Genomic DNA, 20026 nt, shown 5'->3' with positions numbered 1-20026 from the left:
GTTGAGCGACGTCGGATTTGTGCATGGTGGCGACGTGTTGTTTGTCGACGTGGCGATGTGAATCGACCCCGGCGGCCGTCAGGCCGCCGGGGTCTTCGTGGTCATGGTGTCGGTTTGGTGGTTAGTCTGTCGTCATGATCTCGTTGATCGCGGCGCGGGTGGACGACTCGTCGACGATGCCTTTCTCCTCGGTGAAGGCGGCGATCAGGGCGGCCCAGGCGATGTTGTTCGCAGAGCGGGGCAGGCCGTGGCTGGTGAGGTGGATCAGGTCGATCGCGTCGTCGGAGAAAAGCGGGTCGGAGCGTCCGGCGATGGTCAGGTGGTGCTTGACGTAGCTGGCGGTCTCGGTGCCGGTCATGGCGGGCATCTCGTAGTTGATCGAGATCCGCTGGTCGAGGGCGGCCAGGACGCCGTGTTTCATCCGTTTGCGCAGGGTGGGCTGGCCGATCAGTAGCAGCGCGAACGGGGTGGTGGAGTCCATGTCGTAGTCGGTGAGCATGCGGATGGCGTCCAGCTCGCCGTGGTCCAGGAGATGGGATTCGTCGAGGACGAGCGCGGGAGTACGGCCTCTCTCGTCGAGTTCGGCGGCCAGGACGTCGGCGGCCTGGACGGCGAGGGCGGAGGAGTGGAATTTCGGGGTGCCGCCGAGGCTGGTGACGATGCGGTCGTAGAAGCCGCGCATGCCGACCTCGGGGTTGGGCTGGTAGATCACTTTGAAGCGGGCCGGATCGAGGGAGGCGACGGCGCCCTTCAGGGCGACGGTCTTGCCCGCGCCGACCTCGCCGGTGATCACCCCGATGGCCCGGTTGTTGATGCACCAGGCGACGCGGGCGGCGGCTTCTTTGTGGGCATTGTGCTGGTGGAGCATCGAGGGGGCCAGGTTCCGGCCGAAGGGGATGCGGGTGAACCCGAAGAATCCCTGAACACGTTCGATCACGGAATGCTCCTTGTAACGGTGTCGCGGCAGGCGGTCGTCTCGGCCCGGCGGGCCAGCCGCAGCACGAGGTCGACCGCGCGGAAGGCGGTGCGGACGGCCGCCATCTCGGACGGCCCGCTGGTCTTCGAGGCCCGGCGGCAGCAGCGGTCGGCGAGGGCCAGGGCCCGCTGGGCGAGCTGGCCGGGGGTGAGCATGAACAGGTCGAAGTCGACGTCTGCGTCGAATTCGTGGGCCGCCTTCATGAGCGATCCGGTGAATTGTCCATGAGGGAGGCGTAGTTGATGCCCTTGGCGGTGCGGGCGGTGTGTTCGCCTTCGAGGATCTTCAGGTAGTCGATGCCGGTCCGCGGGGCGGGTTCCTCGGGGGTTGCCTTGGGGTGGGTGTGGCGGCCGATGTGGTGCGGCAGGGCCTTGCCCAGCACCCGGTTGTGAGCGCGTACTTCGAATTCGGTCAGGTCGAACGGGTCGAAGACCAGCTCGACGCGCATGCCGACCAGCATCGGGTCGACCTCGTAGGTGTTGCCGTGCAGGCTGACCGTCCTGGTCTTGGTCACCGTGCGCTTCTCCGACCACAAGAACGCCTCGCGCAGGTCGGCCGGGGAGGGCAGCGGCAGCGGTTTGGGGATCGCGGCGAGCCACCGCTCGATCGGCGGCTGCCCGGTCTCGGAGTGCACCGTGCGGTGATAGACCGTCTCCACCCACGCGGTGAACAGCCGGCTCAGCTCACCCAGCGACTCGATGCGGCCGGCGCCCTCCTCGTCGAGCTCGACGAGGAACTGGTCACGGACCGTGCGGAAGAATCGCTCGATCTTTCCCCGGCCCTGCGGACGTCCGGGCCGCGAGTGCGTCAGCTTGATCGCCAGCGTCGCGCAGGCCCGCAGCAGCCAGGCGTCCACGAACGCGGAGCCGTTGTCGACGTAGACCGACTCGGGGACCCCGCGTGAGGCGAGGGCCGGCCGCAGGGCCGCGGCCAGGCGGACGGTGTCCTCCGCGAACCCGAAGCGGTGCCCCACGATCGCCCGGGAATGGTCGTCGATGAACGCGAACAGGTACGTTTTCCGCCCGCCGATCTTCGGCCCGTGCAGGGCGTCCCCGGTCCACAACTCGTTGCCGCGGACCGCCTCGAACCGCCCGAACACACTGCGCTGACCACTCTCACCCGCGCCGGTCAGCCCGGCGTTCACGAAGTGCCGCTGCAAGGTGCGGTCGGTCGGCGACCAGCCCTGCGTCGTGCGCAGGATCCGCTGGATCTGCGCGGCCGTCCGCGCCGGGTTCTCCTTCTTCAGCGCGGCCGCCAGGTCCAGCACCTCCACCGGTGTGCGCGGGGCGACCTGCCGTGGCTCGGGCACCAGGGCGGCGAAGCCGCCCTCCCGATAGGCCCGCGTCCAGCGGTCGATCGTGCCCCGCGAGAGCTTCACCTGCCGGCCGAACGGGTCGGTGTGCTCGCGCTCGGCGACCTCCCGGGCCCGACGTCCGCGCTGGCGGGTCGTCAGCTTCGACTCGATCAGATCCTGGATCAGGCCGTAGCGGAACAGGCCCACCTGCCGGGCCTTGTCCGCCCGGCGGCGGTCCTCGTCCTCACTCGATGACATGCGGTACTCCACCTCGCCTCTCGATCGGCGTCCGCACCTCTGCGGCCGACAGGATCAAGATTTGCGGGACCTCCCTCCCGGGCCCAGGGGCGGCCCGTGTTGATCAACTCGGTGAAGAAGCACAGGTCAGAAGGGAGCCCGCTATCACCCGGCCGGCGAACTCCCACCGCGACACGGTGTTCACGCCCGCCCACTTCGCCCCGGCCGCCCGATGCGCGGCCACCACCGCGCTCACCGCGTCCGCCAGCGTCGAGGCGGACGCCTCCGGGACCACCGGCTCATCGGCGAGCGCGACCAGCGCAACGGTGAAATGCCGTCGCACGTCCTCCGCCCGGAAGGGGAACCGGCGGACCCAGCCGCGAACGGTGCCCTCCGCCAGCCCCAGCTCCGCCGCGATCGTGCGGTGCCCCATCCCGCGGGCCGCTATCTCCAGTCCCGCTCCGATCACCGAAGCCGCATCCATCCGCCGCGGCAACACCACCTGCGCGAGCAGGACATGCGTGATCCCGCACCCCGAACACCGTGCACGGCGCGGACGCAGGAACAGCCGGGCACCGAGATCACCCCGTACCTCCCGAGGCCGCCCGTGCCCCCACGGCGCCAGGACCGCACCGCACGACGGGCACTCCAACCGGCCCTGCCGCAGCTGCTGTTCCACCCGTACGACATCGGTGTCGACGATGAGCACACCCACCTCCGCCTCGTGCACACGCTGTCGTCGTGCACGAACAGAGATCACCCTGCCCACCAAGATCAACACTCATGTTTACCGCGAGTGTCGCCGGCCCCCGCCTACGTACTCATACAGAGATTCGTCCAACAGCCGACAAGGCGCCGGGCCTGCTGAAGGTCCTGCGCGAGACAGACGCCGACCTATGTTCTCGTGGACGGCACACTCGCCGAGTGCGACCGGGTCGGTGACGGGCGCGCGGACTACTCGACGAAGTGCCAACGGCACGGCGTGAACGTGCAGGTCATCACGGAGCTGGCCGGTCGCACCCTGTGGCTCTCACCCGCCCCGCCCGGCCGAACGCACGACCTGACCGCCGCCCGCACCCACAAGATCATCCAGATCTGCGAGCGTCAGGGAGTCCCCGTCCTCGCCGACATGGCCTACATCGGCGCGGGCGAGTGGGTCACCACTGCCAAACGCCGGCCGCCCCAGGGTGAACCCACCCCGACCGAGCAGACGGCCAACCGGGCCTTGTCCGCGGTGGCTATGTACGTGAGTCTGGGCTCTGGTCCACTTCGTGTGGTCGCGTACGCAGGGTAACTGTTGATCTTTTTGTGATGCGGGCTGAGGTCGCCCGAAAATCGCTGGGCTGGAAGGCGGCGTGGTCGACAGTCCTGTCGTGAGCGAAGTGCTGCCGCTGTTGGATGAGTTGCTGTTCCGCTCGGTCGACGGTGTGTCGGTGGTGTCGGTCGAGGTGACCGACACTGCCGTTGTGGTCGAGGCACGTACGACCGCCAAGCGGGTACCCTGCCCGGGATGCGGGTGCTGGTCAGGGCGGAGACACGGCTCTTATCTGCGGTTTCCTCGTGATCTGCCAGCGGCCGGCAAGCCCGTGGTGGTGTCTCTGCGGGTGCGTCGATTCGTCTGCGCGCAGGAGACCTGCCGGCGCAGGACGTTCGCCGAGCAGGTGCCGGGGCTCACCCGCCGGTTCGGCCGGCAGACCGAGCGACTGCGCTCCGAACTGGTCGCGGTCGCCCTCGCGCTCGCGGGCCGGGTCGGCGCCCGGATGACGGACATTTTCGAGGCGCCGGTCAGCCGGAACACTCTGCTGAGATTGGTCGCCTCGCTGCCGGATCCTGTCGCCGCGACGCCCCGGGTGCTCGGCGTGGATGAATACGCCCAGCGAAAGGGGCGAATCTACGGAACTGTGCTGGTCGACGTCTAGACACGTCGACCGGTGGACCTCTTGCCGAACCGGGAGGCTGACACGCTCGCTGCCTGGCTCGCCGAGCGTCCCGGCGTCGAGATCGTCTGCCGTGACCGTGCTCCCTTCTTCGCCGAAGGCGCCACTCGCGGGGCCCCGCAGGCTCTCCAGGTCGCCGACCGCTGGCACCTCTGGCACAACCTGGGCGAGGCCGCCGAGAAGTGTGTCTACCGGCACCGTGGCTGTCTCCGGCCCACCCCGGCGCGTCCGGACAATCAGCACGAGAAAGCAGTGCCTGCGACACCATCGCCCTGGCCGACGGGCCACCGGTTCGCCGAACGTACGCGCGCCAAACACGCCACCATCCACGCGCTGCTGGCCGCCGGGCACAGCAAGAGGTCCGTTGCCCGACAGCTCGGCATGACCCTCAACACGATCCTGCGCTTTCCCGCGCCACTACCCCAGAGGAGATGTTCACCGGTCAGTGGCAAAGCCGCGCGACCAAGCTCGACGCCTACAAGCCCTACCTCGACCAGCGCTGGCAGGAAGGCTGCACCAATGCCTGGAAGCTGTGGGAGGAGATCAGCGAGCGGGGCTACCCGGACGGTTACGGCAACGTTCGCGACTACGTCAGCCGGAGGTTGCGCGGCAAGCCCCAACCGGTCGGGCCTCGGCCGCCATCGGCTCGCGCCGTCACGCGCTGGATCCTCACACACCCGGACGCCCTGACCGAGAGCGATCGGCTCCACCTCAAAGCCGCACTGGCGAATTGCCGTGAACTGACCACCCTCGCCGAGCACGTGCGCTCCTTCGCCCACATGGTCACCCACCTGCAAGGCGACCAACTGCCGCAGTGGATCGAATCGGCCAGAGCCACGACCGACCTGATCAGTCTCAGCCGGTTCGCCCAATACCTCGAACGCGACCTCGCCGCCGTCACCGCCGGCCTCACACAGCCCTGGAACTCAGGCGTCGTTGAGGGACACGTCAACCGCATCAAGATGCTCAAGCGCCAGATGTTCGGCCGCGCGGGATTCGAACTGCTCCGCAAGCGGGTTCTCATTGCTCCGTGACCGATGTCAGTGGCTGCTGGAATGCTGCCTTCGCCAGCGACACCGATACCAGGAGCAGTGCATGGGAACGTGGGGAACCGGCCCGTTCGACAGCGACCTCGCCGCAGACTTCGTCGATGGACTTGAGGGGATGTCCACCCAACAGGTCATCGATGTGCTCGCGCGAGCATTCCAGCGAGTCACGAACGCCAAGGCACAGGTAGAGAGCGGCGATGGCATTGAAGCAGTTGCTGCCGCAGCTCTCGTCGCCAGCACCGTCCCGGACGCTCAGATCCAGATCGACCCTGATGACGGCCCCAGAGAACCGCTGCCGGACCTTCCGGCCTCGCTCCGTCTGCCAGCCAAGCTCGCACTCCAACGGATACTGCACGATGGATCAGGGGTGGCGGCAGGCTGGGTGGACAGCGACGAGGCCATCCAGTGGCGCTACGAAGTCCAACACGTCATCGAGGCGCTCGAACCACCCGCCGACCACTGCAAGTGACCGCATCACACGAAGTGGACCAGAGCCTGAGTCTGGGAGCCACTTGTCGGTCAGCTCTGGATCCAGTGGTCTGCGGGCGAAGTTGGTGTTGGTGAGTTTCGACTCCAGTGGCGTACGGGCGGTGGGAGGATCGATGCACTCCGCGTGGTGAGGGGCACGCGTGCAGCCGATGTCCAGGATCGAGTTGTACGCGGCGATACCCCGGGACGCCCCGGGTTGAGGGGCTGTCCAACAGGGAGTTGGCGCGGAAGTACAAGGTAGGCCGGAAGACGGTGGCCCACGCTCTGACATCGGTGTGGCCCGAGCCCCGAAAACCGCTTCCGCCCCGTGCCTCGCGGCTCGATCCGTACAAGGTGGAGATCGACCGGATCCTCCGGGAAGATCTCGATGCTCCTCGCAAGCAGCGGCACAGCACCAAGCGGATCGCTGAGCGGATCGTGGCGGAGCACGACGCCTCCGAGATCAGCTATTCGATGTGCTCGGCGGGGTGCGCACCGGGCAGGTCCGCTACGACAACCTGACCTCGGCGGTGGCCCGGGTGCTCGGCTTCACCCGGGCGAGGGTAGAGACCGACCGGTGGACCGCGTTTCGCTCCTGGGCGGGTCTGGACCCCTTCTACTGCCAGCCCGGTCTCCAGGGCGCTCACGAGAAAGGCGGCGTGGAGGGGCAGGTCGTGACGGGCAGCGGACCGACGGATCCATCCCGGCTGACCCCGCAGTCGCGAACGCCGGTGAACGTAGCGCCGGTCACGTTCCGGCTTCCGTTTTCCGTGTCCGTTTCCCGTGACCTCGGGGTGTCTCTCAGCTCGTCCGGGTGCCGCGGTGTGCCTGGATGACCAGGCCCGGTGACCTGCAGAACGGCCTCGCGTTTCTTCTGGGAGTTGCCTTCCAGCTCCTGCATCACGAACATCCCCGCGTGTAGCGTGACCTGGCGCTGACACAGCGGACCTGGTCGACGAGGCGGAGCCTCCCGGTCGATGAAGATGCCCCTGAGGTCGCGCATCCGGTCCTTGGAGGTGTCGCCGATGCGCAGCTCCCGTACCGCCGCCTGGCTCTGCATGAACCGGAAGAGCGGTTCCGCGCCGGCCAAGGCCACGCCGTAGCGCCGTACGAACTCCTGCTTGGCATCCAGGGTGTGCGGCTGGTCCCTGCCCCACTCGATCAGGTCCTGGACCGGCTGCGTCACATCCTCGAAGAGGCTGACGATGATCTCTTCCTTGGTCCTGAAGTTGTCGTAGAGCGCCGTCATGGTGACGTCGAGCCGCTCGGCGATCCCTCTCAGGGACGTCTTCCCGTTGTCCTGCTCGGCGAAGGGTTCGAGCGCGACGTCCTGGATGCGCTGGAGTTGCCGCGACGCTGCTGCTTGGTGCCGTCCATGGTGACGCCCATCCTCGTACTCCTCGCATCGCCGTAGATACTTCAGAAGTGGTGTACGACGACGGCCGTCGAGAGCAGGTCCCGGTGTGCGGTCCAGCGGCCGTCGAAGGCCTCGATGCGATGTCCGTCGACCAGCGGGCCCGGGACCAGAAGCCGTGCCCGGAAGGTCCCGGAAGCTTCCGCGGTGGCTGCTGGGGCGATCTCTATGTCGGCCTCCAGGAAGTCGAGCGACTTTCCGGTCAGGGGAAACCACGCCTTGTAGACGGACTCCTTGGCGCTGAACAACAGCCGGTCCCAGTGGACAGTGGGGTGGCTGCGGGCGAGATTCCGCACTCTGGTCTGCTCAGACGGCAGCGCCACCGCTTCCAGGACACCGTCGGGGAGACGGTCGTGACGTTCAGCGTCGATGCCCAGCGAAGCCAACTCTTCGGCGCGCACCAGCGCCGCCGCGCAGTAGCCCTCGCAGTGCGTCATGCTGCCGACCAGCCCGTCGGGCCAGCGCGGTGCGCCACGCTGGCCGGGCAGAACCGGCTGCGGCGCCGTGCCGAGCTTCTCCATGGCGAGCCGTGCGCAGCCCCGAACGGCGGTGAACTCACGGCGCCGTTTCTCCACGGCCCGCGCTATGACCGCCTCCTCCTCGGGGTAGAGGATGACGCCGTCGCCGAGGGCGTCACTGCCCAGCGCCTCCACGACCGCGACCGACCCCGGGAGCAACTCCTCGAACACGTGCTTGGACCTCCCTCGGAAGAATTTGACGCAGCCTTCCGGGCGGCTGTGCGCGCGGGCCCCATTCTCGGGGGTAGCCCAGCGACACCTCTTCGAAGCGGACGCCTTCGTGGTGGGTGGTCCGCGGAATGTGCAGATGACCGTAGACCATGCATGCGACCCGGAAACGGCGGTGCCAGTCGGCGGTCAGGCGGGTGCCGCACCACATGGCGAACTCCGGGTAGCGCAGGACTCGCGTGGGATGCCGGTCCAGCGGATAGTGGTTCACCAACACCACGGGGAGATCGCCGGGGATCTCCTCCAGCCTGCGTTGGGTCGCAGCCACCCGGGCCCGGCACCACGCCTCGCGGCTGGGATAGGGATCGGGGTGTAGCAGGTACTCGTCGGAGCACACGACCCCGGTGTCGTGCGCGTACGCGAGTCCCTCCTCCTTGGTCGTGCAGCCATCAGGGAGGAACGAGTAGTCGTAGAGCAGGAAGAGCGGTGCGATGGCTGCGGGTCCGTCCGGGCCGGCCCAGACGGGGTAGGGGTCCTCGGGTGTGGTCACACCCATTTCCCGGCACATGGCGACAAGGTGCTCGTACCGTTCCACGCCGCGCAGGGTGATCGTGTCTCTTTGGTGGGTCCACAGCTCGTGGTTGCCGGGTGCCCAGATCACCTTGCGGAAGCGGCCGGCCAGTAGTTCAAGGGTCCAGCGGATGTCGGCGACGGTTTCGGCGACATCACCGGCGACCAGCAGCCAGTCCTCGTCCGACGTGGGCCGAATCTTCTCCACGAGGGCGCGGTTCTCGGCGTAGCCGACATGCAGATCGCTGATGGCGAGCAGGCGTCCACGGCCGTCCGTCGACTCCACCTTCACCCCTTCCGACAGTCGAATGGCACCACGAAACACATTGGCCCACCGTAGGACACCCGACCCTGAGCTGTACCTGGCGGATCACTTCCCGCGGAATGCGCTGCCCGAGCCAGCCGTAGTCCAGGAGCCCATCAGTACAGCGGCGGGCCCAGACCAAGCTCGGTGCTGGGAGATGCCTGTCGAGCTGCGCATGATGCCAAACCTACATGCCGTCTTCATGGGTCTCATGCCTTCGGTCAGGAGCTACCAGATCAGGGGATGTCTTGCGAAGACCGCACTGTCTAGCGTCGTGTAGGTCTGCTCTCGATTTTCGCGGACCAACTGCGGTCTTGACGAACTGCCCATCAAATTTCGGGGGTCTTTGTGTCTTCTCTTCTTCACATCGATGCGAGCATCCGCCATGAGGGTTCCACGTCGCGTCAGCTGACCTCGTACTTCGCGACCCAGTGGCGGCAAAACCACCCTGACGCCGGCTACGTCTACCGCGACCTGGCTGCCCAGCCCATCCCCCACCTCACCCATCCCGTGCGCGAGTACCTTCTGGACCCCAGCCGCGATCACGGTCAGACGGACGAGGAGAAGGCGCTCGTCGACACGGTGGTGTCTGAGGTGCACGACGCCGCCACGATCGTGCTCGGCGTGCCGATGTACAACTACACGATCCCGTCAAACGTCAAGGCCTGGATCGACCTGCTGGTCAGCCCGGCCCACGCGATCCTCCCGGGGGCCGATTCCGGTCCGCTCAGCGGCAAGTCGGTCATCGTTGTGACCGCGCGCGGCGGCTCCTACGCTCCGGGCACCCCGCGCGAGGGCCAGGACTACCAGGAGCCCTACCTGCGGGACATCCTGAAGTCGATCGGTCTCGCGGACAACCTCACGTTTGTGCACGCCGAGTTGACCATGGCCGCGATCGTGCCGGCCATGGCGGAGCTCAAGCCGCTGGGGGAGAAGTCCCTGGCAACTGCCCAGGAGACGCTCGGGAAGCTCGCTGCCTGATGCCTGCACGCCCGCAGATCTCTTAGGAGTTCGCACCCGCTTGCCGCAACCCGCTGGAGACCGCGGGCGGGCGGAAGCGCATCGCCAGTCGGCCGAGGACAAAGGTCTTCCGAGGCGGCCACTTCTTCCTCGCCGACCGTGCAGCCGAGGTCGGGGCAATGTGGTGCGCCGGGACGACACCGCGATGTTCGAGGGGATGGACTCGAAGGCGAAGGATCCCCGTAAGTCCCTGCGGGTGCAGGAGGTCGCGACACCGTAGCCGGGTCCGGGCGAGGCTTTGATCGCCGTGATGGCGAGCGCGATCAACTACAACACCGTGTGGTCGCGGGGGTGGTGCTGCGCATCGGCCCTGGCGTGAACCGGTGGCGCCCCGGGGGCCGGGTCGTGGCGCACTGCCTCTCCGTCGAGCTGGAGAGCTCCGACGGCCACGACGACACAATGCTCGATCCAGAGCAGCGCATCTGGGGCTTCGAGACCAACTTCGGCGCGCAGCTGAAGCAGGGCGACAATGTTCTGATCTGGGGCGCGAGCGGCGGACTTGCCTCGTACGCCACCCAGTTGGCGCTCGCCGGGGGAGCGAACCCGATCTGTGTGGTCTCCTCGCCGCAGAAGGCGGCCGGCTGCCGCTCCATGGGAGCCGAAGCGGTCATCGACCGCAGCGCCGAGGACTACCGGTTCTGGAAGGACGAGACCACCCAGGACCCGCGCGAGCGGAAACGGTTCGGCAAGCGCATCCGCGAGCTGACCGGCGTCGAGGACGTCGACATCCATGCCAACCTCCACCAGGGCAAGGGGGGCATCCTCTGCCTGGCACCTCAGGAGGGCCTCGGCGTACGCGACCACGCACTGCGGGCGAAGCACATCGACGCCATCAACCGCTTCCGCGAACAGAAAGTTTGCGGAACGCCATGACGACAGATCTGCGGCCCGTCACCGGCATCGTCGGCCTCGGCACAGTCGGCGAGGCGTTCCTGCGCTTGGCCCACCAGGCCGGCCGTCGTATCGTGGCCGTCGACACCGACCCTGACGCACTCGTCCGGGTTGGCAACCGCCGAAAGGCACTCACCACGGATGCGGCGGAATCCGTCGTCTTCACACACGAGGTGACCGAACTCACCGACGCCGGCCTGGTGATCGAGGCCGTTCCCGACGACCTGGCCGTGTCCCGCCCGGCCCCGGAGGCGCGGTGGAGCCGGTATCCACCGCGCTGACCTCCCCGGCCGTCGAGAGCGCCACCGACGCGCTGATCAACGGGCTGGGTCTGACCCGGGTCGAGATCGGCGCCGGACCGGCGGCGGATGCCATCGCGCTCGTCATGGCCTACCTGAACCAGTCCGTGGCCTTCCTCGACACCGGCCACTCCACCCGCGGCGACATCGACACGGCGATGCACCTCGGCTGCGGTCTACCTTCGACCGGGACCTACCAGAGCAGGGGATGCCCCGCGAAGGCCGTCCTGTCTAGTGTCATGGAGGTCAGTCCTCGACCTTCGCGGACCATCTGGAGTCTTTCGGCCCCGCTCAGGCTGCGCCAGCCGGTCCAAGACATCGCAAGCTCGGAAGCCGACCATCACACGGTCGAGCTGACTCACCCCTATAGACATACACGCTTGCCGAAGAGCAGTTGTTAGGAGTTCGAGCCGAGGTGCTTCCCGACCTGATCACCCCGCTTCCGGTCATCCTGAGTGAGAACGCGAGCCGGTTCCCGGACAAGATCGCTTTCGAGGACGACCAGTACGCGGTCACCTACAGGGAACTCGACGCACGGACGAGGAGACTGGCCGGTCACCTGGTCGGCCTCGGTGTCCGGCGCGGCGACCGGGTGGCTCTGTGTCTCGGCAACTCGGTGGCGATGGTGGAGAGCTACCTCGCCGTGGTACGGGCTGGCGGCATCGGCGTACCGATCAACCCGCAGGCCGCCCCGGCGGAAATCAAATACCTCCTGGCCGACAGCGCAGCGGCGTTCGCCCTCACCGGCACTGCACACGCAGAAACCTTCCTTCAGTCAATTCCCCGTGCAACCCGCGGGGTGTCCGTCGTCGTGGTCGGCGCCCTCGGCGCCGGTGCCGGGCACATGCTGCCCCCGGGCACCGTACCGTTCGAGGAACTCGCCGCCACCGAGCCCGTCAACGATGCCCCGGACGACCTCGGCCTTGACGAGGTGGCCTGGATGTTCTACACCTCGGGTACCACCGGCCGCCCCAAGGGCGTCCTTTCCACCCAGCGCAACTGCCTCTACTCTGTTGCCTCTTGCTACATTCCCGTGCCCGGCCTCTCCGAGCATGACCGCGTGCTGTGGCCACTGCCGCTCTTCCACAGCCTGTCTCACATTGCCTGCGTCCTGTCCGTCACTGTCTCCGGCGCCACCGCCCGGATCATGGACGGCAGTTCGGCCGACGACATTCTGACTGCCCTACGCGAGGACCGGTCCACCTTCCTGGCCGGCGTCCCCACCACCTACCACCACCTGGTCGGCAGGGCCCGCGGCACCGGCCTCTCTCTGCCCGATCTCAGGGTCGGCCTCGTCGGCGGTGCCGTCACCGGCCCTGGACTGCGCCGCTCCTTCGAGGAGACCTTCGGCATCCCCCTCGTCGACGCCTACGGCAGCACCGAGACCTGCGGGGCCATCACCATCAACCCGCCCGACGGCCACGTGGTCGAGGGCTCCTGTGGCCTTCCCGTGCCCGGTGTCGGAGTCCGGATCGTCGACCCCCGCACCGGGCAGGACGTGCCCGCCGGGCACGAGGGCGAGGTCTGGGTCAGCGGGCCGAACGTCATGGTGGGCTACCACAACAACCCACAGGCCACCGCCGAGGCCCTGCAGAACGGCTGGTTCCACACCGGCGACCTGGCCCGGCGCGACGAAGCCGGCTACTTCACCATCTGCGGCCGTCTCAAGGATGTCATCATCCGCGGCGGTGAGAACATCCACCCCGACGAGATCGAGGCCGCCCTGCGCGTGGCCGAGGGCGTGGCCGACGTCGCAGTCGCGGGCATTCCCCACGACACCCTCGGCGAGGTCCCCGTCGCCTGGGTGGTCCCTGGTCCGGCCGGCGTCGACCTCGCCCGGGTGCTCGACCACTGCCGCACCCAACTCTCCCAGTACAAGCTCCCCGAGCGCATATACGAGGCCCGGACCATCCCCAGGACCGCCTCGGGGAAGGTTGTCCGGCGCCTCCTCGCCGACTTGCCGGCCCGGCTGCGATACGCCGCCGACGGTCACCACGAGGGACTGATGCTGAGGGACTGGAGCAGGGTGGCAGTCTCCCCTGACGCGCCGGAAGAGCTGCGCTGGGCAGTGGTTGGTCGGACCGCCGTCACCGACGGCCTGGTCGCCGCTCTTCGGAAGGCCGGCGTCGCCGACGTACGGCAATACGCTGACCTTTCAACGTCACGCACCACCCCTGACGCGGCCACCGACGTGACGGTCCTCGCAGAGGCAGACGCGGACACATTGACGCCGACCTGCGCTGGAGGGGGCAAGGAGACCGGGTCCCGGCTCGTCGTCCTTACCCGGGGCGCGATGGGCGTCACCGACCGGGACGAGACGCCAGATGGCGCCGAAGTTGCGCTGTGGGCAGCCGCACGCGCTGCACAGGCCGATGGGGGTGACGGCGCGCCGCTGACAATCGTCGACGTCGAAGCCTGCACCCCGGAGTCCGAGTACGCTGCGGCGCTGATCGCCGCCGTCTCCTCGGGCCTGCCCCAGCTCGCCGTACGGGACGGGGAACTGATGCGGCCCAGGCTCGTGCGCCTCCCCGTCGCCGACAGGCCGGATCTTGCCGCGCCGGGGATTGACGGCGTCGTGGTCGTTACAGGTGCCGACACGAAGACTGGCTCGGTCCTCGCCCGCCACCTGGTCACCGAGCACGGAGCACGACACCTCGTGCTCGTCCAGGCAACGAATACCTACGACGAGTGGAGCCAGGACGAGCCACTGCCGGAGGGGGTGGATATCGTCCGCGTCGTGGCCGACGGCTCGGATTCGCTGGAGTTGCATGAGGCGCTGACCAGGACCGGTCCAGTGACCGCGGTCGTCCACACCGCTGATGATCCCGAACTCGCCCGAACGCTGCATGACTTCACCGCCGACGATGATCTCGCCGCGTTCGTCGTGGTGACCGACGCTGCCGCACTGGTGGGCGCGCAGTCCGACGGCCTCGCCTCGACGGTGGTCACCGCCGCCCTCACAGAGGCCGTGGTCCGCAACCGCCGACGGCACGGATTGCCCGGCTCGCTGCTGGCCCTCGGCCGGCCGGACGAGGGCCCCGCCGCCTTCGACGCGCTGATCGAGACCGGATCCCCGGCCCTGCTGGCGCTTTGGCCGAGCACCATCAACCCCGGCGACCGAGTGCAGACGCTACTCGACACTCTGACGGAACAGGAGCCCCGCGCCACCGCCCAGGCCGACGAGGCGATCACCGCCGCCCTACGCGCGCGCCTGGCCGACCTGGACGAGCGGGCCCAGCTTGCCCTGCTCGGCGAGATGATCCGCAAGGAGACTGCCGCCGTCCGCACCCACACGAGCACCGAACCAACCCCGGCGGGCCGGTCCTTCCGCGACCTCGGCCTCGGCTCCCTCGCCGTCGTCGAGCTGCGCAACCGGCTGACCGAACGGACCGGGCTGCGTCTGCCCACAACCGTGACCTTCGACCACCCGACTCCCGAGGTCCTTGCCGCACACCTTCGGGCCAGGATCCTGGGTCTGCACGACACGGCCAGGGAGGCGACGGCTGACAAGGATCGGACCGGGGCCGCCGACCTCGCGGAGCCGATTGCGATCGTGGGTATGGCGTGCCGCCTTCCAGGCGGTGTGGCGAGCCCCCAGGACCTGTGGCAGCTGGTCAGTGAGGGCCGGGACGGTGTGTCCGGCTTCCCGGAGGACCGAGGCTGGGATCTGGACGGCCTGTTTGATGCTGACCCGGAGAAGACCGGCACGTCGTATGTCGATCAGGGCGGCTTCCTACACGAGGCGGGCCTGTTCGACGCCGGGTTCTTCGGGATCTCACCGCGTGAGGCACTTGCCATGGATCCGCAGCAACGGCTGCTGCTGGAGACCTCGTGGGAGGCGCTGGAGCGGGCCGGGATCGACCCATGGACGCTGAAAGGTCGTGACGTCGGGATCTTTTCAGGCCTGATGGGACGAGGGTACGGGCTGTCGGGTGTGGCTCCGGCGGAACTCGAGGGCTTCGGCGAGACGGGCACGGCGTCGAGCGTGGCATCCGGGCGCGTGTCGTACGTGTTCGGTTTCGAGGGCCCCGCGATCACCGTGGACACGGCCTGCTCATCCTCCCTCGTGGCTATGCACCTGGCGGTCCAGTCGCTGCGCCAGGGCGAGTGCGCCATGGCGCTGGCGGGTGGAGCCACGGTGATGGCGAACCCCTCCACGTTCGTGGAGTTCTCACGCCAACGTGCACTGTCCTCGGATGGCCGGTGCAAGTCGTACGCGGATGCCGCGGATGGTACGGGCTGGGCCGAGGGCGTCGGGGTGGTGGTCCTGGAGCGGCTGTCGGAGGCGCGGCGTAACGGGCACCGGGTCCTTGCGGTGATCCGTGGCAGTGCGGTGAATCAGGATGGTGCCTCGAACGGGTTGACTGCGCCGAATGGTCTTGCGCAGCAGCGGGTGATCCGTAAGGCGTTGGCGTCGGCCGGTCTCTCGGCGGTTGAGGTGGACGTGGTGGAGGGGCATGGGACGGGCACGGTGCTCGGTGATCCGATCGAGGCGCAGGCGCTGCTGGCGACGTACGGCCGTGACCGGGAACCCGAGCGCCCGTTGTGGCTGGGTTCGCTGAAGTCGAACATCGGGCATACCCAGGCCGCGGCCGGTGTGGCTGGTGTGATCAAGATGGTGCAGGCGCTGCGGCACGGCGTGATGCCAGCGACGCTGCATTTCAATGCTCCATCGGCGCAGGTGGACTGGTCATCGGGTGCCGTCGAGGTGCTGACCGAGGCTCGTGCGTGGCCAGAAACCGGCCGGCCCCGCCGCGCTGGTGTGTCGTCCTTCGGTCTCAGCGGGACCAACGCGCACCTGATCCTGGAGCAGGCCCCGGAGACGGAGCCCGTCAATGCGGAGCCCGTCGCGTCTGAGTCGACGGTAGACGTCGTCGATGGTGTGGTGCCGTTGGTCGTGTCCGCCGCCTCTACGGCATCCCTGGCGGGGCAGGCGGGGAGGCTGGCCTCCTTTGTGGAGTCGAGTGAGGTGTCACTGCCTCACGTGGCGGGTGCGTTGGTTGCTCAGCGGGCGATGTTGTCTGAGCGTGCGGTGGTGGTGGGTTCGCGTGCTGAGGCGTTGGCGGGGCTTGGTGCGCTGGCGCGGGGTGAGTCTCATCCCGGTGTGGTCACTGGCAGCGTGTCGGCTCTGGGCGGGGCCGGAAAGGTCGTGTCCGTCTTCCCGGGGCAGGGTTCGCAGTGGGTGGGGATGGGTCGTGGGCTCCTGGACTCGTCGCCGGTGTTCGTGGAGCGGATCGGGGAGTGCGCGGCGGCGTTGGAGCCTTGGGTGGACTGGTCGCTGGTGGATGTGCTGCGGGGGGATGCTCCGGCCGATCTCCTGGAGCGCGTGGATGTGCTGCAGCCTGCGAGCTTCGCTGTGATGATCGGCCTTGCCGCCGTCTGGGCGTCGGTGGGTGTGGTGCCGGATGCGGTGGTCGGTCATTCGCAGGGTGAGATCGCTGCCGCGTGCGTGTCGGGCGCGCTGTCCCTGGAGAACGCTGCTCGCATTGTGGCCGTACGTAGTCAGGTCATCGCCGCAAGTCTGGCGGGCCGTGGCGGTATGGCGTCGGTGGCGCTGTCCGAGGCAGAGGCCGTCGAGCGTCTGGAGCGGTGGGCCGGCCGGGTGGAGGTGGCGGCGGTCAACGGTCCCACGTCGGTGGTGATCGCTGGTGATGCCGAGGCTCTCGACGAGGCGCTGGAGGTTCTTGCGGCGGATGGTGTGCGGGTGCGTCGGGTGGCGGTGGATTATGCCTCCCACACCCGGCATGTGGAGGCGATCGAGGAGATCCTGGGTGAGGCCTTCGCCGACATCCGTGCCCAAGCCCCGCTGATTCCTTTCTACTCGACGGTGACGGGTGAGTGGGTAAAGGAGGCGGGTGTCCTGGACGGTGGTTACTGGTACCGGAACCTGCGTGGCCAGGTCCGTTTCGGTCCCGCCATCGCCGACCTCCTGGCCAGCGGCCACACCGTCTTCGTGGAGTCCAGTGCCCATCCGGTTCTGGTCCAGCCGGTCAATGAGATCGTCGACCAGGCGGATGACACGGTCCGGCTGCGTGCTGTCGTCGGCGGCACGCTGCGCCGTGACGAGGGCGGTCTGCACCGGCTGTTCACCTCGATGGCCGAGCTTTTTGTCCGGGGTGTGCCTGTGGACTGGGCGGCAATGCTGCCGGCCGGTGCCGGTCCCGGCGCCACTCAGGTCGATCTCCCGACGTATGCCTTCGATCACCAGCATTACTGGCTGCGTTCGACTCCTGCCGTTGACGCTGTCGCGCTCGGTCAGGCGGGTGCTGATCATCCGCTTATCGGGGCGATCGTCGGCCGGCCGGACTCCGGCGGTTTCATGACCACCTCGCGGTGGTCGGTGGACGCGCACCCCTGGCTGGGCGATCACACCGTCGGTGACGTCGTGGTCGTGCCGAGCGCGGCGTTGGTCGAGGTGGCCATCCGGTTCGGTGACGAGGTGGGCAGTCCGGTGGTCGAGGAGCTGACCGTGGACCGGCCCGTCCTGTTGCCGCTGCGCGGGGGCAGAGCTGTACAGATGATTGTCGGGGAGGCCGACGGGCAGGGGCGGCGGCCGGTCGAGGTGTACTCCCGCCCGGACGACGCCGGCCTGGAGGCGGTGTGGACACGCCACGCGCACGGCACGTTGGTGCCCGGCCCGGTGACCCCGCCCGCTTCCGGCGCCGCGTGGCCTGCCGGCAGCCCCGCCACCGATGTGGCCCTCGACAAGGCGGTCGGCGACGCCGACCGCTACGGCCTGCACCCGGCACTGCTCGACGCAGCGGTCCGAACGGCGTTCCCTGATGAGGACGTGATCGCGACCCGGTGGAGCGGGGTGGCCTTGCTGGCCTCCGGCGCGGCGGCGGTACGGGTACGCGCAGCCCGTGAGACCATGGGGGTGACCCGCTTTGAGCTGGTGGATGCCACCGCAGCGCCGGTGCTGACTGCTGATGCCGTTGTCGCCGAGCCGTTTTCGCCCGAAAGGGCAGAGACCGAGGACGCGTCGGCCCCCGGTGCCCTGTTCGTGGTCGACTGGGTTGAGCTTCCCCTTGCCTCGGGTGAGGTGGCTGAGGGCGCCGGCGCTACGGCGACTGTCGTCGATGCCGAAGACGTTGCTGCCCTCGCGGCGGACGGTCCGTCGGTACCGGGCCTGTTGGTGTACGAGGCCGGGCACGCGCCCGCCGGCCCGCGCGAGGCCGTCGCCGCCGTGTTGGCCGTTGTCCAGGCATGGCTGGCAGCACCGGCCTTGGCGCACACCCGCCTCGTCGTGGTCGTCCCCGATGCCGAGGACGATGTCACCGTAGCGGCCGTGTCGGGCCTGGTGCGTTCGGCACAGTCGGAGCACCCGGACCGCATCGTCCTTGTCGAGAGCGGCCATGCCGAGCACTGCGGCAGTGCGGTGGCCTCAGAGCGCTCGACGGCGGTGAAGGCCGTGCAGCTCGCGGTGGCCACAGGCGAGCCCCGGGTCCGTGTGCGCGGTGGCGTGGCCTTCGTCCCTCGGCTCCGGCGCGCCCCGCTTGCCGAAGGTCCCCGGCGCGAGCTCAACCTTGACGGCACAGTCCTTGTCACTGGCGGCACCGGGACGCTCGGCAGTCTCGTCGCCCGGCACTTGGTGAGCGAACACGGCGTACGGCACCTGCTGCTGGCCAGCCGGAGCGGACCGGATGCCGAAGGAGCTGCGGCGCTGTGTGAGGAACTGACCGACCTCGGCGCGACCGTCACTATCGCCGCGTGCGACACCGCGGACCGGGACGCTGTCGCGGCGCTTCTGGCCGCGGTACCGGATGCACACCCGCTCACCGCGGTCGTTCACACCGCCGGAGTCCTCGACGACGGTGTGGTCACCGCTCTGACCCCGGGGCGTTTCGACACCGTCCTGCGGCCGAAGCTTGATGCGGCACTGCACCTGCACGAGCTGACCCGGGACATCGATCTTGCGGCGTTCGTCCTCTTCTCCTCTGCTGCCGGAGTCCTGGGCAACCCCGGCCAGGGCAACTACGCCGCTGCCAATGCCTCCCTGGACGCCCTCGCCCTGCACCGCCGCCGCTCCGGCCTGCCCGGCGTCTCCCTCGCATGGGGGGTGTGGGACCAGACCGGCACTAGCGGGAACCTGGGCATGGCCAATCAGCGGAGGACGGTCCCGCAGGGCCTGGTGGCACACTCCAGCCAGGAGGGTCTGGAGCTGTTCGACGCGGCGCTGCAGTCAGACGACGCGGTGCTCTTGGCGGCCAGGCCGGACTACGCCGCGCTGCGCGCCCAAGCCGGGTCCGAATCCGTACACGTACTGCTGCGGAGCCTCGTGCGTGCCGGCCGTCGCACCGCTCGGCACGTGGCCCCCCGTTGGGGCGGCCTCGCTGAACAGCTGGCCGCCACGCTCCCGGTCCAGCGAGAGCAGATGCTGCTGGATCTGATCCGGCGCGAGGTCGCTGCGGTCCTGGGCCATTCGACACCCGGCAAGGTCGACGCCGACCGGGCTTTCCAGGAGGTCGGCTTCGACTCGATGTTGGCCGTTGAACTCCGCAACCGACTCACCGGACTCGTAGGGATCCGCCTCCCTGCCACGATCGTCTTCGACCATCCCACACCCCGGAGCCTGATGCGCCATCTGCTCGCGGAACTGTGCCCTGAGGCCGTTGGCGAGTTGGCGGGTCGGGAGGACGAGATCCGGAGGGTGCTGGTCACCACGCCTCTGTCCCGGTTCCAGGAACTCGGCCTCATGGAGCAGCTCCTGCAACTGGTGGCGAGTGCCGGTGGTGAAAGTGCCACAGCGCCGGACACCGCCGAACCGAAGCAGGACGGCAAGCTGCTGATCGAGGAGATGGGCGTTGACGACCTGGTGGAGCGCGCGATGAGAAAAGCCCGGAAGCAGTAGCGGACGCGCGACCGGAACGAATGGAGACAG

15 protein-coding genes and 3 pseudogenes are annotated in these 20026 nt (G+C 68.5%); 11 read left to right on the top strand and 7 right to left on the bottom strand.

The window, feature by feature from the left end:
- Window positions 1-121: 121 nt before the first annotated feature.
- The 4 genes from ABCR94_RS26800 to ABCR94_RS26785 form a co-directional block, all read right to left on the bottom strand.
- On the bottom strand, window positions 122-937 hold the full coding sequence (locus ABCR94_RS26800) for an ExeA family protein (protein WP_347122599.1): 816 nt from the start codon (window positions 935-937) through the stop codon (window positions 122-124).
- A complete protein-coding gene (locus tag ABCR94_RS26795; RefSeq protein ID WP_347122598.1) occupies window positions 934-1179 on the bottom strand; it encodes a hypothetical protein in 246 nt (81 codons plus the stop codon). Before ABCR94_RS26795 ends, ABCR94_RS26800 begins: the two co-directional genes overlap by 4 nt.
- A complete protein-coding gene (locus tag ABCR94_RS26790; protein ID WP_347122597.1) occupies window positions 1176-2528 on the bottom strand; it encodes a DDE-type integrase/transposase/recombinase in 1353 nt (450 codons plus the stop codon). The genes ABCR94_RS26795 and ABCR94_RS26790 overlap by 4 nt, the downstream gene beginning before the upstream one ends.
- 103 nt (window positions 2529-2631) lie before the next feature.
- Window positions 2632-3237, bottom strand: a complete 606-nt coding sequence (locus tag ABCR94_RS26785; RefSeq protein ID WP_347122596.1) for a DUF6431 domain-containing protein — start codon at window positions 3235-3237, stop codon at window positions 2632-2634.
- 174 nt (window positions 3238-3411) lie between these two features.
- Here ABCR94_RS26785 and ABCR94_RS26780 point away from each other — a divergent pair, with 174 nt between their 5' ends.
- From ABCR94_RS26780 to ABCR94_RS26755, 6 genes and pseudogenes are all read left to right on the top strand, one after another.
- Complete coding sequence (locus ABCR94_RS26780) at window positions 3412-3801, top strand: transposase family protein (protein WP_521977893.1); 390 nt, start codon at window positions 3412-3414, stop codon at window positions 3799-3801.
- 79 nt (window positions 3802-3880) lie between these two features.
- Window positions 3881-4426, top strand: coding sequence for a transposase family protein (locus ABCR94_RS26775; RefSeq protein ID WP_347122595.1), 546 nt, complete (start codon window positions 3881-3883; stop codon window positions 4424-4426).
- Between the two features lie 12 nt (window positions 4427-4438).
- Window positions 4439-4585 (top strand): annotated as a pseudogene (locus ABCR94_RS26770) (hypothetical protein); the annotation flags it as partial.
- A gap of 290 nt (window positions 4586-4875) precedes the next feature.
- On the top strand, window positions 4876-5478 hold the full coding sequence (locus ABCR94_RS26765) for a transposase (protein WP_347122594.1): 603 nt from the start codon (window positions 4876-4878) through the stop codon (window positions 5476-5478).
- A 61-nt stretch (window positions 5479-5539) separates the two neighbouring features.
- Entirely contained in the window at window positions 5540-5962 is a 423-nt protein-coding gene (locus ABCR94_RS26760; RefSeq protein ID WP_347122593.1) for a DUF4259 domain-containing protein, read from the top strand.
- A 272-nt stretch (window positions 5963-6234) separates the two neighbouring features.
- Window positions 6235-6483 (top strand): hypothetical protein, encoded by a 249-nt coding sequence (locus ABCR94_RS26755; protein ID WP_347122592.1) that lies wholly within the window; start codon window positions 6235-6237, stop codon window positions 6481-6483.
- A gap of 279 nt (window positions 6484-6762) precedes the next feature.
- On the opposite strand, the pseudogene ABCR94_RS26750 reads toward ABCR94_RS26755, so the two are convergent.
- The 3 genes and pseudogenes from ABCR94_RS26750 to ABCR94_RS26740 all read right to left on the bottom strand — a co-directional run bounded on the left by ABCR94_RS26750 (window position 6763) and on the right by ABCR94_RS26740 (window position 8917).
- Window positions 6763-7350, bottom strand: a pseudogene (locus tag ABCR94_RS26750) (TetR/AcrR family transcriptional regulator).
- A 30-nt stretch (window positions 7351-7380) separates the two neighbouring features.
- Window positions 7381-8064, bottom strand: coding sequence for a 4'-phosphopantetheinyl transferase family protein (locus ABCR94_RS26745; RefSeq protein ID WP_347122591.1), 684 nt, complete (start codon window positions 8062-8064; stop codon window positions 7381-7383).
- Window positions 8009-8917: a metallophosphoesterase family protein gene (locus ABCR94_RS26740; protein ID WP_347122590.1), complete on the bottom strand. Its 909-nt coding sequence runs from the start codon at window positions 8915-8917 to the stop codon at window positions 8009-8011. The genes ABCR94_RS26745 and ABCR94_RS26740 overlap by 56 nt, the downstream gene beginning before the upstream one ends.
- A 366-nt stretch (window positions 8918-9283) precedes the next feature.
- On the opposite strand from ABCR94_RS26740, the gene ABCR94_RS26735 reads away from it, so the two are divergent.
- The 5 genes and pseudogenes from ABCR94_RS26735 to ABCR94_RS26715 all read left to right on the top strand — a co-directional run bounded on the left by ABCR94_RS26735 (window position 9284) and on the right by ABCR94_RS26715 (window position 19996).
- Window positions 9284-9916 carry an FMN-dependent NADH-azoreductase gene (locus tag ABCR94_RS26735; RefSeq protein ID WP_347122589.1) on the top strand — a complete coding sequence of 211 codons (633 nt, stop codon included), beginning with the start codon at window positions 9284-9286 and terminating at the stop codon, window positions 9914-9916.
- Window positions 9917-10067: 151 nt separating this feature from the next.
- A pseudogene (locus ABCR94_RS26730) lies at window positions 10068-10828 on the top strand (MDR/zinc-dependent alcohol dehydrogenase-like family protein); the annotation flags it as partial.
- Window positions 10825-11127, top strand: a complete 303-nt coding sequence (locus ABCR94_RS26725; protein WP_347122588.1) for a 3-hydroxyacyl-CoA dehydrogenase NAD-binding domain-containing protein — start codon at window positions 10825-10827, stop codon at window positions 11125-11127. The pseudogene ABCR94_RS26730 and the gene ABCR94_RS26725, both read left to right, overlap by 4 nt.
- Window positions 11103-11546 (top strand): hypothetical protein, encoded by a 444-nt coding sequence (locus ABCR94_RS26720; RefSeq protein ID WP_347122587.1) that lies wholly within the window; start codon window positions 11103-11105, stop codon window positions 11544-11546. Before ABCR94_RS26725 ends, ABCR94_RS26720 begins: the two co-directional genes overlap by 25 nt.
- Before the next feature lie 14 nt (window positions 11547-11560).
- Window positions 11561-19996, top strand: a complete 8436-nt coding sequence (locus tag ABCR94_RS26715) for an SDR family NAD(P)-dependent oxidoreductase (RefSeq protein ID WP_347122586.1) — start codon at window positions 11561-11563, stop codon at window positions 19994-19996.
- The last annotated feature ends 30 nt before the right edge of the window (window positions 19997-20026 follow it).

Source organism: Streptomyces changchenzhani (assembly GCF_039766235.1).
GTDB lineage: Bacteria > Actinomycetota > Actinomycetes > Streptomycetales > Streptomycetaceae > Streptomyces.
The sequence above is the reverse complement of the archived record's forward strand: the minus strand, read 5'-3'. Positions and strand labels throughout refer to the sequence as shown.

Bases quoted from the DNA above. Each gene is read 5' to 3' on its own strand.
- ABCR94_RS26760 (WP_347122593.1), top strand. From the start codon at position 5,540: ATGGGAACGTGGGGAACCGGCCCGTTCGACAGCGACCTCGCCGCAGAC.
- ABCR94_RS26790 (WP_347122597.1), bottom strand. From the start codon at position 2,528: ATGTCATCGAGTGAGGACGAGGACCGCCGCCGGGCGGACAAGGCCCGG.
- ABCR94_RS26795 (WP_347122598.1), bottom strand. From the start codon at position 1,179: ATGAAGGCGGCCCACGAATTCGACGCAGACGTCGACTTCGACCTGTTC.
- ABCR94_RS26765 (WP_347122594.1), top strand. From the start codon at position 4,876: ATGTTCACCGGTCAGTGGCAAAGCCGCGCGACCAAGCTCGACGCCTAC.
- ABCR94_RS26725 (WP_347122588.1), top strand. From the start codon at position 10,825: ATGACGACAGATCTGCGGCCCGTCACCGGCATCGTCGGCCTCGGCACA.